The sequence below is a fragment of the Micromonospora sp. WMMD735 genome, assembly GCF_049178995.1.
Classification (GTDB): Bacteria; Actinomycetota; Actinomycetes; order Mycobacteriales; family Micromonosporaceae; genus Micromonospora; species Micromonospora wenchangensis.
In genome coordinates, this window is sequence record NZ_JBMHMJ010000002.1 from 3725857 (window position 1) to 3742592 (window position 16736).

General features: G+C 71.7%; 10 protein-coding genes. 6 read left to right on the forward strand and 4 right to left on the reverse strand.

Annotation, left to right across the window (positions count from 1 at the left end; genetic code table 11):
• Nucleotides 1-36: 36 nt before the first annotated feature.
• From ACN268_RS15800 to ACN268_RS15810, 3 genes are all read left to right on the forward strand, one after another.
• Nucleotides 37-1695: a sodium:solute symporter family protein gene (locus ACN268_RS15800; RefSeq protein ID WP_421483843.1), complete on the forward strand. Its 1659-nt coding sequence runs from the start codon at nt 37-39 to the stop codon at nt 1693-1695.
• Between the two features lie 52 nt (nt 1696-1747).
• On the forward strand, nt 1748-2053 hold the full coding sequence (locus ACN268_RS15805; RefSeq protein WP_421483844.1) for a hypothetical protein: 306 nt from the start codon (nt 1748-1750) through the stop codon (nt 2051-2053).
• 72 nt (nt 2054-2125) lie between these two features.
• Nucleotides 2126-2500, forward strand: coding sequence for a hypothetical protein (locus ACN268_RS15810; protein ID WP_421483845.1), 375 nt, complete (start codon nt 2126-2128; stop codon nt 2498-2500).
• Nucleotides 2501-2630: 130 nt separating this feature from the next.
• Here the strand turns inward: ACN268_RS15810 and ACN268_RS15815 are convergent, their stop codons facing one another.
• On the reverse strand, nt 2631-4445 hold the full coding sequence (locus tag ACN268_RS15815; protein ID WP_421483846.1) for a glycoside hydrolase family 6 protein: 1815 nt from the start codon (nt 4443-4445) through the stop codon (nt 2631-2633).
• A gap of 546 nt (nt 4446-4991) precedes the next feature.
• On the opposite strand from ACN268_RS15815, the gene ACN268_RS15820 reads away from it, so the two are divergent.
• Together ACN268_RS15820 and ACN268_RS15825 are read left to right on the forward strand one after the other, a co-directional pair.
• Nucleotides 4992-6131 (forward strand): hypothetical protein, encoded by a 1140-nt coding sequence (locus ACN268_RS15820; RefSeq protein WP_421483847.1) that lies wholly within the window; start codon nt 4992-4994, stop codon nt 6129-6131.
• Nucleotides 6118-6849 carry a class F sortase gene (locus ACN268_RS15825; protein WP_421483848.1) on the forward strand — a complete coding sequence of 244 codons (732 nt, stop codon included), beginning with the start codon at nt 6118-6120 and terminating at the stop codon, nt 6847-6849. Before ACN268_RS15820 ends, ACN268_RS15825 begins: the two co-directional genes overlap by 14 nt.
• Before the next feature lie 67 nt (nt 6850-6916).
• Here ACN268_RS15825 and ACN268_RS15830 read toward each other — a convergent pair whose 3' ends face one another.
• A complete protein-coding gene (locus ACN268_RS15830; protein ID WP_421483849.1) occupies nt 6917-11983 on the reverse strand; it encodes an NAD-glutamate dehydrogenase in 5067 nt (1688 codons plus the stop codon).
• A 374-nt stretch (nt 11984-12357) separates the two neighbouring features.
• Here ACN268_RS15830 and ACN268_RS15835 point away from each other — a divergent pair, with 374 nt between their 5' ends.
• Nucleotides 12358-14319, forward strand: coding sequence for a penicillin-binding transpeptidase domain-containing protein (locus ACN268_RS15835; protein ID WP_421483850.1), 1962 nt, complete (start codon nt 12358-12360; stop codon nt 14317-14319).
• Nucleotides 14320-14432: 113 nt separating this feature from the next.
• Here ACN268_RS15835 and ACN268_RS15840 read toward each other — a convergent pair whose 3' ends face one another.
• Nucleotides 14433-15590: an arginase family protein gene (locus tag ACN268_RS15840; protein ID WP_421483851.1), complete on the reverse strand. Its 1158-nt coding sequence runs from the start codon at nt 15588-15590 to the stop codon at nt 14433-14435.
• A gap of 64 nt (nt 15591-15654) precedes the next feature.
• Complete coding sequence (locus tag ACN268_RS15845; protein WP_421483852.1) at nt 15655-16575, reverse strand: tetratricopeptide repeat protein; 921 nt, start codon at nt 16573-16575, stop codon at nt 15655-15657.
• Nucleotides 16576-16736 lie beyond the last annotated feature (161 nt).

The window sequence follows — 16736 nt, forward strand, 5'->3', positions numbered from 1 at the left end:
GCGAGCGTGGACGGCGCATCGGAGGGGTGGCGGACGATGGACGGTGCCGGGCTCAGACTGAACATGAACGTGCTGGATTACGGAATCCTCGCGCTCTACTTCGTCACCGTGCTCGGGGTCGGTTTCGCCGCCCGCCGGGCGATCCGCACCAGCGTCGACTTCTTCCTCTCCGGGCGTTCGCTGCCCGCCTGGGTGACCGGCCTGGCCTTCGTCTCGGCCAACCTGGGCGCCCTGGAGATCATCGGGATGGCGGCCAACGGCGCGCAGTACGGCATCATGACCGTCCACTACTACTGGATCGGCGCCGTACCGGCGATGATCTTCCTGGGCATCGTAATGATGCCGTTCTACTACGGCTCCCGGGTGCGCAGCGTCCCGGAGTACCTGCGGCTGCGGTTCAACCGGCCGACCCACCTGCTGAACGCGATCAGCTTCGCGGTCGCCCAGGTGCTGATCGCCGGGGTCAACCTGTACGCGCTGGCGCTGATCATGCAGGCGCTGCTCGGCTGGCCGCTCTGGCTGGCGATCATCGTCGGCGCGGCGATCGTGCTCGCCTACATCACCGTCGGCGGGCTCTCCGGCGCGATCTACAACGAGGTGCTCCAGTTCTTCGTCATCATCGCCGGGCTGGTGCCGATCACCGTCATCGGCCTGGTCAAGGTGGGCGGTTGGTCCGGCCTGATGGACTCCGTGCGCGACTCGAAGCTGGGCGAGGCCGGGCTGCACGCCTGGGAGGGCACCGGCAGCACCGCGAACCCGCTCGGCGCGCACTGGCTGGGCATCGTCTTCGGGCTCGGTTTCGTGCTCTCCTTCGGTTACTGGACCACCAACTTCGCCGAGGTGCAGCGGGCCCTGTCGGCCAAGAACATGAGCGCCGCCCGGCGTACGCCGATCATCGCCGCGTACCCGAAGCTGGTCATCCCGGTGGTGACCGTGATCCCCGGTCTGATCGCGCTGGTCACCGTCAAGGGGCTGGGGGCCGAGTCCGGTGACCTGGTCTACAACAACGCGATTCCGCTGCTGATGCGCGACCTGCTGCCCAACGGCGTGCTCGGGATCGCGGTCACCGGCCTGGTCGCCTCGTTCATGGCCGGTATGGCAGCAAACGTCAGCGGTTTCAACACCGTCTTCACCTACGACATCTGGCAGGCGTACGTCCGCAAGGAACGGTCCGACGAGTACTACATCCGGATCGGGCGGATCGCCACCGTGGGCGGGGTCGTGGTGGGCATCGGCACCGCGTTCATCGCCGCCGGGTTCAGCAACATCATGAACTACATCCAGGCGCTGTTCTCGCTGTTCAACGCCCCGCTGTTCGCCACCTTCATCATCGGCATGTTCTGGAAGCGGATGAGCGCGCTGGCCGGTTTCTGGTCGCTGCTGGCGGGCACCCTGGCCGCGTTGGCGACCTACCTGCTCTACAAGGCAGGCGTGGTGCACTTCAACTCCGACCTGGAGGAGAGCTTCTGGGGCGCGGGCATCGCCTTCGTCACGGTCGCCGTGGTGGCGGCGGTGGTCACCCCGCTGACCCGTCCCAAGCGGGCCGAGGAGCTGCAGGGTCTGGTCTACGGGATGGGTGGGATCGACCTGAAGGGCGACGTGCTCGCCGGGGACCAGGTCTGGTGGCGGTCGCCGGTGCTGCTGGGCGCGATCGCGCTGGTGCTGGCCGTGCTCTTCTACATCCCGGTCTTCTGAGACCACATCCCGGTCTTCCGAGCCCGGTCCGTCACGAGAGGGAGGCGCAGGCGTGGACCAGCACAGCGAGCGCGCGAACGACCCGCGGGTCGCCGAAACCGAGAACGAACGCAAGCGGTCCGCCGCCGCCCGGCTGTTCGACATCCGCCGGGTCATCGGTGGTCTCTTCGTGGTGTACGGGGTGATCGTCGGCCTGGTCGGTCTCTTCGACTCGGCTGCCGAGATCGACAAGGCGCAGGGCGTCCGGATCAACCTCTGGGCCGGGCTGGCGATGCTGGCCTTCGGGCTGTTCATGCTGGCCTGGCAGTGGCTGCGCCCGGTGGTGCCGCCCAGCGCCGAGGAGGCCCGGGAGGTCTGATCCGCCCGGCATGGGGTCGCCCGCAGGGGGTACCCGGGACGCGGGAAGCGTCTGGGACAGGAGGGCGGCACCATGACCGACCGTGACCCGAACCGACCGCTGGAGGAGCGCCCGGAGGTGGCCGCCGCGGTGGACGACGACTCCACCGTGCCGCGGTTCTCCCGGGGCGGCGCCGGTCCCGCCGATCCGGCGTTCGTCGCGCCGGGTGACCAGCCCGGTGGTACGACCGAGGAGCTGATCGGTGACCCGTACGCCGCCGGCACCGGGGCCACCGGCACCGGCACCGGGGCCGGTGGGGACACCATCCGTACCGGGGCGGAGCAGCCCTGGGAACCGGAGGACCTGGTCATGGCACGCGGGCAGGACCTGACCCCGGAGAACCTGGAGCGGGCCCGGCGTGACCTGGCCGAGATGGGTCGGGCCGCGGTGGAACGTACCGTCCCCTGAGCTCGGGCCGGGCGGACCCGGTCCGTCCGGCGGACACGGGTGGGCCCCCGGCCCGACCTCTCGGTCGGACCGGGGGCCCGGGTGCGCCCGCCGCGTCAGTGCCTCACTCCAGCCGCGGCGGGCTGGTTCGTCAGAGCGCCGGGTAGGCGTTCTTCATGAGCTCCTGGAACTGCGCGGAGAACCAGGCACCGGAGATCGGAGCGTTGGGCAGCGCGCCGCTCATGCTGTTGCCGTTGCGGGCGTTACCGGTGTAGGTCGGGTCGCACATCCGGTCGAAGCCCTTGCCCTCGTTGTTCGGGATGAGGGAGCTGGAGCCGTCGGACTCACCCGGGGGCTTCACCCAGACGTAGGCGTCGATGCCCGGCTCGGGGTTGGCCTTCGGCCGCTCGCCGAGACCCGCACCGGCCTGGTTGCACCAGTTGCCGGCGTGGAACCGACGGTCGACACGGCCACCGTTGACGTAGGTGTCGACGCTGGTCGTCGCGCCCGGGCCGGTGGGCCGGGCGGTGCCGCCCCAACCGTTACGGGAGGTGTCGATCAGCATGCCGATGTTGCTGTTGAAGCCGACCGAGACCAGCTTGTCGCGGAACGCCTGGGCGAACGACAGCTCGTCGACGTAGTAGTTCCAGTCGATCCACTTGGACTGGCGGACGGTCTGGCCGTTCACCGAGTCGGTGATCTTGATGTACGGCTCCTTCAGGGCGGAGTAGTTCGCCGTGTTGGTGATGAAGCCGTGCACGTTGTTCACGGTGCTGCCGGAGGCGACCGCGGCGGTCTTCAGGATGTCGGCGGTCGGGCCGAAGTTGGTGTCCCAACCCAGCCAGCCGTGGTGACCGGCGTCGATGTAGTTGTAGACGTTGCCGATCGCGCCCAGCTTGGCCAGGGCGTAGCCGACACCGTTGACGTACGCGCCGTTGGCCTTCACCACGTCACACTGCACCGTGCCACCGGCGTTGCCGGAGGTGTTGGTGACCAGGTTCGGCAGCGAGTCGATCTCGACGATGTTGATGATCCGCAGGCTGGCGTACTTGGGGTTGCTCTGGATCGCGGCGATCGGGTCGATGTACTCCGCCTTGTAGCGCGGCAGTTCGTCGGCGGCCAGCTCACCGTTGGAGGCGAGCGCCGAGCAGTCCCGGCCGGGCAGGTTGTAGATCACGAACTGGATGTAGCCGGCACCCTGGGCGAGGGCGGCGTCCAGGTGGTCCTTGACGCCCATCGCGCCGTTGGAGCTGCTGTCCGGGGTGCCGTTGATCGCGGCGATCCGGTCCAGCCACACGGCGGTCGGGTTGTTGGAGACCCGGCTGCCACCGGCCTCGGCGTCCGCCTTGGCCTTCCACTCCGGGTTCACGTAGCCCTTGACCCCGGCGTAGGGGTTGTCCACCTTCTGCCCCGGCGGGGGCGTGGTGGGCGGAGGCGTGGTGGGCGGCGGGGTGGTGGGCGGAGGCGTCGTGGGCGGCGGGGTGGTGGGCGGGGGCGTGGTCGGCGGGGGCGTGGTGGGCGGAGGCGTCGTCGGCGTGACGCCGCCACAGACCACCCCGTTCAGGGTGAACGAGGTCGGCTTGGGGTTGCTGCCGCTCCACGAGCCGTTGAAGCCGAGGGTGGTGCTGCCGCCGCGACCCAGCGAGCCGTTGTAGGACTCGTTGGTGGCGGTCACGTTCTGGCCGCTCTGCGACCACTTGGCCGACCAGCCCTGGGTCACCCGCTGGCTGCTGTTGGGGAAGGTGAAGCCGAGGGTCCAGTTGCTGATCGGGTCACCCACGTTGCGGATGGTGACGTTCGCAGTGAAGCCACCGGACCAGTCGTTGGTGGTGTAGTCGATGCTGCACTGGGTGGCGGCCTGCGCCGCGGTGACCGGGAGGGTCACCAGCCCGCCCGCTACCAGCACGCTCGCCCCGGTGAGGGCGAACGCCCGGCGTCGGGCGGACAGACTTCTCCACAGATTCATGCCTTTTGCACTCCTTGGGCGAGACCGGCACCACGAGGGGACCGGCAAGTGGCGCGTGAGCGTCCTGGGGTACGGACGAGCCCGGCGCCAACGGGACATCTCGGGGGGTGCCCGACCCGGAGGACGGGCATGGTGGTGGTGAGCTTCACCGGCCCGCACGGACCGGTCGGCGGCGATGTCGTCCGGTGCACCGGTTGCCCTCGACCTCTGCCGTGCGCGGTGTGGCTCCCCGAACCGCGTGCAGCGATTCTTGCATGGGAGCGCTTCCATGGCAATGGCTCGATACTTCGCGGCAACCTGGCCGCAACGCCCGGACCGGCATCCGGGCCGCTACGAGCCTATCTCCGCCCAGCTCGGCCGGCAGCGCCCCGACCGCGCAGCGGGGCGGTAACACCGACACAAGCGGCCCAGAGCGCGTAAGGGGCGCATCATCGGTAAAGCCGAAAACACGAATCTTTCCCCGAATAAGTCATGAAACCGTCTAACGTCGGTCATAGCTCGACTGTCGTCGGGCTCAGGACAACAGGGGATGGAGTGACGCAGGTCATGGCTAACAAGATGCTCGGGAAGGTTGTCGCGGGTGCCGCTCTCGGTGGCGCGTCCCTTCTGGTGTTCACGCCGGGGATCGCGTTCGCGGACGGTCACCACGACGGCGAGAGCCGGGACGGCAAGGTCATCGCCAAGCCGCATGTCGTCAAGCCCGGCGACAAGGTCAAGCTCATCGAGATCTGCCCGGAGGCGCAGGAACACGCCTTCGTCTGGTCCAAGGTCACCGGCAAGGTCAAACTCAAGCCCGCCGAGGGCCGCGGCGAGGAACACGGCGGCTGGAAGGACGACGAGGGCAGGGGCGAGGACCACGGCAAGGGCGAAGAGGGCAAGGGCGAGGACCACGGCAAGGGTCCCGACGGAAAGGGCCCCGACGACAACGGCCCCAAGCCGCAGCCCCCGGCCGAGGGTGGACAGCCCCCGGCGGACGGCGGTCAGCCCCCGGCGGGCGGCCGGGGCGGTGGCTTCATGGCCGCCGACCAGGGCCCGGACCACGGCGGCAAGCCCGACGAGGGCAAGGGCGAGGAGCACGGCAAGCCCGAGGAGGGCAAGGGCGAAGGCCACGGCAAGCCCGAGGAAGGCAAGGGCGACGAGCACGGCAAGCCCGACGAGGGCAAGGGCGACGAACACGGCAAGCCCGAGGAAGGCAAGGGCGAAGGCCACGGCAAGCCCGAGGAAGGCAAGGGCGAGGAACACGGCAAGCCCGACGAGGAGTCCGGCGAGCACGGCAAGCCCGGCTGGGACGAGGAGTCCGACGAGGGCGACTGGCAGGGCCACGACGGCTACGGTCAGGACGACGAGCACGGCTACGGCAAGGACGACGAGTCCGGCTACGGCCACGACGAGGAGTCCGGCTACGGCAAGGACGAGGGTGGCTGGGAGCACCGGAAGGACTTCGTCTACTACGGCGAGGCCGAGGTGTCCCGCGACGCCCGTCCGGGCCGGTACGAGCTGAACGGCTCGTGCGGCGAGGGCGACCTGATCGTCCTGCCGAAGGGGCACGTCGACGGCGGTGACGGTGGGATGACCACCACCGGCGCCGACCGGGGCATGGTCGCCGGCGGAGCCGGCATGATCGGCGCGGCCGCCCTCGGCGGCATCGTGCTGATGCGCCGGCGTCGGGCCGATGAGCTCGGCTGACCCGACGGCGACACGGGCCGGCGGCCGTCACGGGAGACCGTGGCGCGCCGCCGGCGCGGCCGTCGTCGTCCTCCTCGCCATGGCCGGCTCCGGCATGATCGGCGCGTCGATCCGGACCACGCCCCCGCCCCGCCCGCCGCAGCCGGCGGCCCAGGCCGCGCCGCACACCACCCCCACCCCCGCCGGGGACACCGGGCCGGTCGACGACCCGGACGCGCAGGTCCCCGCCGACGCGAGCGTGCCCCCGGGTCCCGCCCCGCTGCCCCGCTCCGCCCCCACCACGATCGTGATCCCCAGGATCGGGGTCGACGCGGGGATCATGCCGCTGGGCACCAACCCGGACGGCACGGTCCAGGTGCCCCCGCTGGACCAGGCCCAGCGGGCCGGCTGGTACGAGCCGGGCGTCAGCCCCGGCGAGACCGGCAACGCGGTGATCGTCGGGCACGTCGACTCGGCGCAGCTCGGACCGGCGGTCTTCTTCCAGCTCGGCTCGCTCCTGCCGGGCGACACCGTCGCGGTGGCGCGGGCCGACGGCAGCACCGCCACGTTCACCGTCGACGAGGTGCGGTCCTATCCGAAGACGCAGTTCCCCACCGACCTGGTGTACGGCCCCAACGACCGCCCCGGACTGCGGGTGGTGACCTGCGGCGGCCAGTTCGACCAGGCCACCGGCAGCTACCAGGACAACGTGGTCGTCTTCGCCACGCTGACGTCCTGAGCCGGCCCGGTCACCGCACGACCGCGCCCGTGGCGGGAGTCCCGCCACGGGCGCGGTCGGCGTACGGTCAGGCGGCGGCGGACGTCCGCACCAGGGTACGGATCTGCCGTAGCAGCACCGAGAGCGAGGCGAGATCCGCCCGCGACTCGTCGAACTCCCCCATCGCCCGGTGCGCCCGGTGGATCGAGGTGGCGTTCGACTGCTCCCACTGCAGCACCCGCTCCTGCGGCGGCAGGTCACCCGGGGTGGAGTCGAGCACCTCGCCGGTCAGCGCGGCCAGCGCGGCGTACAGGTCGTAGCGCAGCGCCATCCGGGCCAGCGTCTGCCAGCGGTCCTCGCGCGGCAGCAGGGAGATCTTCGACAGCAGCGAGTCGACCCGGAACCGGTCGGAGAGCACGAAGTAGACCGAGGCCACCTCGCCGACGTCGCGGCCACTGGTCCGCGCCGTCTCCACCACGTCCAGCAGGCCGAAGCTGTACATCAGCCGGGTCGCCCGCCCGGCCAGCTCGGCCGGCAGCCCCCGGGCGGTCATCGCGTCGATGTGCTCCTGCAACGACTCCCGCTCGCTGCCGTGGAACCGGTCCTGGAGGTCGGGCAGCAGCCGGGCCACCCCGTCGCGGAGCCGCTCGATCTCGGCCGGCACGTCGATCGGGGACCGCCGGTTGGTCACCAGCCACCGCACGGCCCGGTCGAGCAGCCGGCGGGTGTCCAGGTAGACGCTGGTCTGCAACTCCGGCGGGACCTGGTTGTCCAGCGCCTCGACCGCGTCCCACAGCTCGCGCAGCCCGAAGACCTCCCGGACCACCACGTACGCCCGGATCACGTCGGCCGCCGACGCGGCCGTCTCCTCGACGACCCGGAAGACGAACGAGATGCCGCCCCGGTTGATCGCCTCGTTGACCAGGACCGTGGTGACGATGTCCCGGCGCAGCCGGTGCTGGGCCATCCGGTCGGCGAACCGCTCGCGCATCGGCGTCGGGAAGTAGTTGACCAGGACGTCGGTCGTCCACTCCTCGTCCGCGAGCCCTTCGGCCAGGATCTCCCGCTCCAGCACGATCTTGACGTACGCGAGCAGCACCGCGAACTCCGGCGCGGTGAGCCCGGACTCGGTGCGTACCGCCAGTTCCTCGTCCGGGGGCAGCGCCTCCAGCGCCCGGTCGAGCTGGCCGGCCCGCTCCAGTTCGCTGATCATCCGGCGGTGCACCGGCAGCAGCGAGGCGGCCTGGGCCTGCGAGTTGTTGATCGCCCGTGCCTGGTCGTAGTTGTCCCGCAGCACCAGCTCGGCGACCTCGTCGGTCATCTGGGCGAGCAGTTCGTCGCGGGCGGGGACGTCCAGCGCACCGTCGGCGACCGCCGTGTTCAGCAGGATCTTGATGTTCACCTCGTGGTCGGAGCAGTCCACCCCGGCCGCGTTGTCGATGAAGTCGGTGTAGATCCGGCCGCCTGTCGACGCGTACTCGATCCGGCCGAGCTGGGTGCAACCCAGGTTGCCGCCCTCGCCGACGACCCGGCAGCGCAGGTTCCTGCCGTCCACCCGGATCGCGTCGTTGGACTTGTCGCCCACCTCGGCGTTGGTCTGGCTGGACGCCTTCACGTAGGTGCCGATGCCGCCGTTCCAGAACAGGTCCACCGGCGCGGTGAGGATCGCCTTCATCAACTCGGCCGGGCTGAGCTGGGTGACGTCGTCGGCCAGGCCGATGGCCGCCCGCACCTGCGGGGTGATCGGGATCGACTTGGCCCCACGCGGGAAGATCCCGCCGCCTTCGGAGATCAGCTTCGGGTCGTAGTCCTCCCAGGACGACCGGGGCAGCTCGAACAGCCGCTGACGTTCCCGGAAGGAGGTGGCGGCGTCCGGGTCCGGGTCGAGGAAGATGTGCCGGTGGTCGAACGCGGCCACCAGCCGGATGTGTTCGGAGAGCAGCATCCCGTTGCCGAACACGTCGCCTGACATGTCGCCGACGCCGACCACGGTGAAGTCAGCGGTCTGGGTGTCGTGGCCCAGCTCGCGGAAGTGCCGCTTGACCGACTCCCAGGCGCCCCGGGCGGTGATGCCCATCTTCTTGTGGTCGTAGCCGGCGGAGCCGCCGGAGGCGAACGCGTCGCCCAGCCAGAAGCCGTGCGCCGCCGAGATCTGGTTGGCGATGTCGGAGAACGTGGCGGTGCCCTTGTCCGCCGCCACCACGAGGTACGGGTCGTCGGGGTCGTGCCGCACCACGTCCACCGGCGGCACGATGTCACCGGAGACGATGTTGTCGGTGACGTCGAGCATCGCGCCGACGAACTCCTGGTAGCAGGCGACGGCCTCGTCCCGGTCCCCCGGCTTCTGCTTGAGCACGAAGCCGCCCTTGGCGCCGACCGGCACGATCACGGCGTTCTTCACCATCTGCGCCTTGACCAGGCCGAGCACCTCGGTCCGGAAGTCCTCCCGCCGGTCGGACCAGCGCAGCCCGCCCCGGGCCACCGGCCCGTAGCGCAGGTGCACGCCCTCGAACCGGGGCGAGTACACGAAGATCTCGAACTTGGGCCGGGGCGCCGGCAGGTCCGGGATGGCCTGCGGGTCCAGCTTGAACGCCACGTACGGCTTGGGCCGCCCGTCCGCGCGCTTCTGGTAGAAGCTGGTCCGCAGGGTGGCCTGGATCAGCGTCAGGTAGGCGCGCAGGATGCGGTCCTGGTCGAGGCTGGCCACGTCGTCCAGGGCGACGCCGATCGCGTCGACCAGTTCGCCGCTGCGTTCCCGGCGCTGCTCCGCCTCGCGCCCGTCCGGGGCGAACCGCACCTCGAACAGTTCCACCAGCAGCGCCGCGATGCGCGGGTACGCGATGAAGGTCTGTTCCATGTACTCCTGGGAGAAGACCGCCCCGGTCTGCCGCAGGTACTTCGCGTACGCCCGCAGCACCACCACCTGCCGCCAGGTGAGGCCGCCCCGCAGGACCAGCTCGTTGAAGCCGTCCACCTCGGCCTCGCCCCGCCAGGCGGCGGCGAAGGCGTTCTCCACGTGCGGGCGCACCTCGGCCAGCTCCTGGTGCCCCTCGGGCAGGCGCAGCCCGAAGTCGTACAGGAAGACCCGGCCGTCGATCCGGTCCACCTCGTACGGGTGCTCGTCGACCACCCGGACGCCCAGCGAGTGCAGCACCGGCAGCACGGCGGAGAGCATCATCGGCTCGCCGTACCGGTAGACCTTGAACCGGACGTCCATCGCCTCGTCGGCCCGCTGCCCGGCCCGGGGCGCCCACTGCTTGCGGAACAGGTGCATCTCCAGCTGGCCGGGTTCCTCCAGCAGCTCCAGCTTGGCCAGGTCCTTCATCGCCTCGTACGGCGTGTGGGTGTCCTTGTAGCCCTCCGGGAACGCGTCGGCGTACCTGGTGAACAGGCGCTTGGACTGCTCGTCGCCGAGCTTGCGTTCGAGCACCAGCCGGTAGTCGTCGTCCCAGAGCCGGGTGGCGTCGGCCAGCTCCTCGGCGAGCAGGTCGGCGTCGATGTCGCCGGGCGGGTTGTTCGGGTCGGTCCGGACGATGAAGTGCACCCGGGCCAGCATCGACTCGGTGACCCGGGTGGTGTAGTCCACCCCGACCCCGTTCAGCTCCCGCAGCAGGATGTCCTGCATGCGCAGCCGGTTCTGGGTGGTGAACCGGTCCCGGGGCAGGTAGATCAGGCAGGAGATGAACCGCCCGTACGCGTCGCGGCGCAGGAACACCCGCAGCTGCCGGCGACCGGCCATCCGCAGCACCCCGACCACCGCGTGGTACAGGTCGTCGGTCTTGATCTGGAACAGCTCGTCGCGCGGGTAGGTCTCCAGGATCTGGAGCAGGTCCTTGCCGGAGTGGCTGCGCTGGCTCAGCCCGGAGCGGTCCAGCACCTCGGCCACCTTGCGGCGGACCACCGGCAGCTCCCGCACGCTGGTCCGGTACGCCGCGGTGGAGAACAGGCCGAGGAACCGCCGTTCGCCGACCACCGCACCGGCCGAGTCGAAGATCTTGAAACCGATGTAGTCCAGGTAGGCCGAGCGGTGCACGGTGGCCCGCGAATTGGCCTTGGTGATGATCAGCAGCCGCTTCTCCATCACCTTCTCGTGCGCCTCGGGCGTCATCGACGACAGCGCCCGCGCCTCAGGCGAGTCCGACCGCAGGATGCCCAGCCCGGTGCCGAGCACCGCCTCCAACGCCGGGCCGCCCTGCCCACCGGAGTCGACCAGCCGGTACTCCCGGTAGCCGAGGAAGGTGAAGTGGTCGTGGGCGAGCCACCGCAGCAGCTCCACCGAGTCGGTGATGTCCTTCTCGGGCACCGGCGGGCGGTCGTCCGCCGTCCGGGCCGAGGCCAGCTCGTCGGCGAGCGCCAGAGCCCGCTGGCGCATCTTCGGCCAGTCCTCGACGGCTTCCCGCACGTCGGTGAGCACCCGCTGCAACTCGCGGCGCAACTGGTCCCGCTGGTCGGCGTCGCGGACCGGATCGATCTCGATCCGCATCCAGCTCTCCACCAGGTCACCGGCGATCGCGTCGTCCGGCTCCACGTCGGCGGAGACCTCGGTCAGCCGGCCCAGCGGTTCCCGCCGGACCACCACCAACGGGTGCACCAGCAGGTGTACGTCGAGGTGGTGGGCGTTGAGCAGGGCGGTCACCGAGTCGACCAGGAACGGCATGTCGTCGGTGACGATCTCGACGACGGTGTGGTGCTGGTCGGCGTCGGGGGGCAGGATGCGCAGCTTCAGCTCGCCCGGCACCCGCTGCTGGGCCAGGTCCCGGTGCGCCCGCGCCGCGTCGAGCATCTCCTCGGCGGTGAACCCGATCAGCTCCTCGTCCGGCGCGAACCGCCAGAACCGGCCCACCAGGGTCGCCGCGTCGTGGTCGTCACCGGCCAGCGCCACCGCCTGCGCCACCAGGCGTTCCGCGTTGGGCACCGGCTCGTCGAGTTCGGCGTCCTCCACGTCCTCGCCGAGTGCCTCCACCGGAAGGCCCAGGTCGTAGAGGGTGTCGATGCTCGAACCGGTCATCCCGGTCACGCCGGTGTCGAGTCGGCCGTAGCCGTCCCCGTCGATCGGCGGGCTGTCCCCGTCGGTCGCCGAATCGAAGCTGTCGTCCCGGCCGGTGTCGCTCTGCCGGAGGTCGGGTACCGGTTTGATCGCCGGACGCCGGTCCATCGGTGCCACTCCCCTCGACGACCCACCGCGTTGTGGGTCACTCTGCCGCCCCACCATAGGCCCTGCCGCTTCGTACCTCGGCCGGTGGACCACCGGTGGGACGTCCGGTTTCGGGACTCTGGCCTGGCATCCGTGGCAGATGCACGATCGGCCGGGTGTCGAGTACCCCGCCTCGGGATGTTCATCACACCCTCGGGTCCACCACTTCGGGCGGCCGGCCGGGGCCCGACCCGCCCCGGCCGGCGCCCGTCGCGGCGACCGGTCCACGCCGGCGTACGGCCTGGCCGGACGGCCCCGGCGACCGCGCGGGGCGGTACGGGCGGCGACGGCGTACTAGCGTGCAGGGCAGCCCGCCGTCCGGAAGGTGCAGCTCCATGCCCCTGTCGTACCCCTACCGCCGCCCCGGCACGCCCCTGCGACGGGGGCTCGCCGCCCTGACCGCCACCGTGCTGGCGGCCGGCACCCTGGTCGGCTGCTCCGCCGACGACGGGCTGACGGGCAGCGTGGACGCGTTCCTCGCCGGCTGGCGTTCCGGCAAACTGGACACCGTGGGCTTCGTCGACCCGACCGGGACGAGAGTGCCCGCCGGCACCGTCGTCGAGGAGATCAAGGCCCTCTCCGGCGACCTCGCCGCCACCCCACCCGCCCTGCGGCAGGTCGGGAAGGCCGAGGTCACCAAGAACCTGGCCACCACCACCGTCGACATCCGGTGGACGCTGCCGGGCGGGGTGGACTGGGCCTACCAGCGCCCGCTGCGGTTGCGGCAGAACTCCGGCGACGACAAGTGGCAGGTGATCTGGGAACCGCAGGTGCTGCACGAGCAGCTGGCCAAGGGCGACCGGTTGACGCTGCGGCGGACCGCCGCGCCCCGGGCCGGGCTGTTGGACGGCGCGGGACAGCCGATCGTGACGCCCCGGCCGGTGGTCCGGATCGGACTGCAACCCGGCGAGATCCCGGACGTCGCGGCGCTGGTGGGGCGGCTCGACGCGGCGTTCCGGGCGGTCCGGCCGCCGATCAGCCCCCCGGTCGACCTCGCCGACCTGCCGCAGCGGCTCCGCGACGCCGACCCGGACGCGTTCGTCGAGGTGGTGACGTTGCGGGACGAGGCGTACCGGCAGATCCGTTCCCGGATCTACGACCTGCCGGGGACGAAGTTCCGGTCCGAGAAGCTCGACCTGGCACCGACCCGGGAGTTCGCCCGTGCCCTGCTCGGCACGGTCGACCCGGCGCAGGCCGACGACCTCGCCGCCCACCCCGACCGGTACGCCAAGGGCGACCTGGTCGGCCACGGCGGCCTCCAGGGCCGCTACGACGAGCGGCTGCGCGGCGCTCCCGGCACCACCGTGGAGATCCGCCGGCCCGCGCCCGAGGGTGGCAGCACCGTCGTCACCGAGGCGTTCCGGCAGGAGCCGGGCCCCGGCCAGCCGGTCCGTACCAGCCTCGACGTGGCCACCCAGAACGCCGCCGACGGCGCGTTGCGGGGCGAGAAGCGACGCTCCGCCCTGGTGGCGGTACGGGTCAGCGACGGCGCGGTGCTCGCCGCCGCCAACGGCCCCGGGGCGGCCGGGGAGAACCTGGCCTTCACCGCCCAGGTGCCACCGGGCTCCACGTTCAAGGCGGTCAGCGCCCTGGCCCTGCTGGACAAGGGCGCGGTGACCCCGCAGACCATTGTCGACTGTCCGAAGACCCGCGTGGTGGACGGCCGCCCGTTCAAGAACTCCGACGACTTCGCGCTGGGCAAGGTGCCGTTCCGTACCGACTTCGCGAAGTCCTGCAACACCGCGTTCGTGGCGCTGGCCCCGCAGCTCGGCCCGGACGGGCTGGCCGTCACCGGTCGTACCCTCGGGTTGGAGGGCTCGTGGGACCTCGGCGCGGACGTCTTCACCGGAAAGGTCTCCACCGGCGGCGGGCCGACCGAGCAGGCCGCCGCCGCGATCGGTCAGGGCACCACCGTGGTCAGCCCGCTGGCCATGGCGGGGGTGACCGCCGCCGTCGCCCGGGGCCGCTTCGAGCAGCCGAAACTGGTGCTCGACCCGGCCCCCGCCGCGCCCGCCGCGGCCGGCCCGCCGCTGCGGGCCGAGTCGGTGGCGGCGCTGAAGACGATGATGCGCGAGGTGGTCACCGCCGGTACCGCCAAGGCGCTGGCCGACGTGCCGGGTGGCCCGGTGTACGGCAAGACCGGCACCGCCGAGTACGACGACGACTCGGCGCACACCCACGCCTGGTTCGTCGGGTGGCGGGGCGACGTCGCGTTCGCCGTCTTCGTCGAGCAGGGCGGATCGAGTACGGCCAGCGCCGTCCCGATCGCCGAACGCTTCCTCCGCGCCCTCCGCTGACGCCGCCCCCGGTCCAGGTGCTCAGTTGGGCCGATGTTGCGGTATCCCGGCGAGCGGATAGCGCAACATCGGCCCAACTGAGTTGATCATCTACCCCGTTGAGGGGATCGTGCTCAGGAGACCGGCTCCTCGGCGCGGCCGGGTGCGTCAGCCGGCCCGGAAGCGCGGGTCCCATAACCGGACGGCCCGGACGCAGTCCCGGAGACGGATGCCCCCGAGACGGATGCCTCGGAGTCTGACGGTCCAGGGACGGACCGCCGGGAAGCAGGCGGCCCGGGGACGGACCGCCCGAACGTGGACGATCCGGAGTCGGTGGATTGCGGCCGGGGTGGCAGCAGTCGGGGCGCGACGGCGTCCGGGGCGACGACCGGGGCCAGCCCGGCGACGACCGTGTTGACGATCTCGGCGGCGTACGCGCCGTCCGGGTCGTAGTCGGGGTCGAAGACGGTCAGCTCGACGCCGAGGCAGTGCGGGGTGTCCACCAGCCCGGCGAGCAGGATCTCCAGCTCGGCGAAGGCGATCCCGCCCGGGTCGGGGGCGTCCACGGCCGGCATCACCGCCGGGTCGAGCACGTCCACGTCGATGTGCACCCAGTAGCCGGCGCAGTCGGCGAGCTGCTCGTGCGCCCACTGTGCGCTACGGGCGGCCCCCTCGGCGCGCAGGGCCGGCACCGGCCGGGTGATGATCCCGGCGGCCTGGAGGTCGAGCCGGTACTCGTCCTGCGCCCGGATGCCGAGCACCACCACGTCGATGTCCCGGAAGTACGGTCGACGCCCCTCGATGGCGGCCAGGTCGGCCTGGCCGCGCCCGGTCACCAGGGCGAGGTCCTCGCCGGCCGCCGCACCGACGTAGGAGGCGTTGCCGGGGTGCCGGAAGTCGGAGTGGCCGTCGACGAAGACCAGCCCGATCCGCCCGCCGACAGCCTCGCCGAGCCGGTGCATGGCCAGCGCCGAGCCGAGCAGCACCGAGCAGTCCCCGCCGAGGACCAGCGGGAACTCGCCCCGGTCGATGATCGCGCCGATCCGGTCGGCCAGCGCCGTCGAGTACCCGGAGATCTCCCGGGCGTGGCAGACCCCGTCGCCGGGCCGCCAGTCGCCCGGGTCGTACCGGGGGGCGGTGAGGCAGCCGGCGTCGCGGGCCCCGAGCCGGGCGAGCAGATCGTGGTCGCGTAGCGCCCCGGGGGCCTTGCCGCAGCCGGGGACGGAGGTGGAGGTGGGTGGGCGCAGACCCAGGTTGGTCGGCGCGTCGAGGACGGCGATTCGGCGCATCACGGGCTCCCGTCCTCGATGGTCGGCGGGCCGGCCGGCTGGCCGGCCCGCGCGGGGTGTCAGGGGATCAGAACAGGGCGCTGGCCAGGGCGCGACGGGCGGAGGCCACGGCGGGGTCGTCCGGGCCGGCGATGCTGAACAGCGAGACGAGGTGTTGGCGGGCCCGGTCCCGGTCGTCACCGGCGGTCCGCCGGACCAGCCCGACCAGTCGTTGGTACGCCTGCTCGGCCATCCCGCTGAGCACCTCGATGTCGGCGGCGAGGAGCTGGGCCTCGACGTCGTCGGGGTTGGCCTGCGCGGCGGCGAGGGCGGCCTGCGGGTCGGCACCGGCGACCCGCCGGGCCACCCCGACCTGGGCCAGGCCGGCCTCGGCTGCGGCGTCCGCCGGGGATTCGGCGAGGATCTTGCGGTACGCCTGCTCGGCGGCGTCGAGGTCGCCGCTCATCAACGCGTCGTCGGCCTCGTCGAGACGCGGATCCTCCGGCTCGGCGACGGTGACGCCGCCGGCCTTGAGCACGGCGGCGAGCCACTGCCGCAGTTGCGGCTCGGGGATCACCCCGGGGAAGGCGTCGATCGGCCGCCCGCCGACCACCGCGTAGACGGTGGGGATCGCCTGGATCTGGAACATCTGCGCGATCCGCGGGTTCTCCTGGACGTCGACCCGGGCCAGGACCCACTGGCCGGCCCCCTCGGCCGCCAGCCGCTCCAGCACCGGGGCGAACTGGTCGCTGTCCGGGTAGCCGGCGGCGCCGAAGAAGACCACCACGGGTGTGGTCATCGACTGTTCGAGCACCCCGGACTGGATGTTCGCCTCGGTCACGTCGAGCACGGCGCCGCCTGCTGTGGCGGGACCGCCCGGTGCGCCGGTGGGTGCGCCGGTCTGGCTCGGGGTGGCGGGACGGGAACTGGCCGGGGCGGTGCCGCGCAGCGCGCTGAGGTCGACCGCGCCGCGGGTGAAGATCGACGAGGTGATCCGTGGGTCGCTCATGGTTACCTAGTCTCGCACGATCCCCACCGTTGTCGGCTCAGCCGCAACGCCCACAGTTGCCACTCTCACCTCCCGTTCTCCCCTCCCGTTCTCCCCCCACACCCCCACCCCCCGCACCCCCACACCCCCGACCCGTCGATCATGGAGTTGTGGTGGGCGTA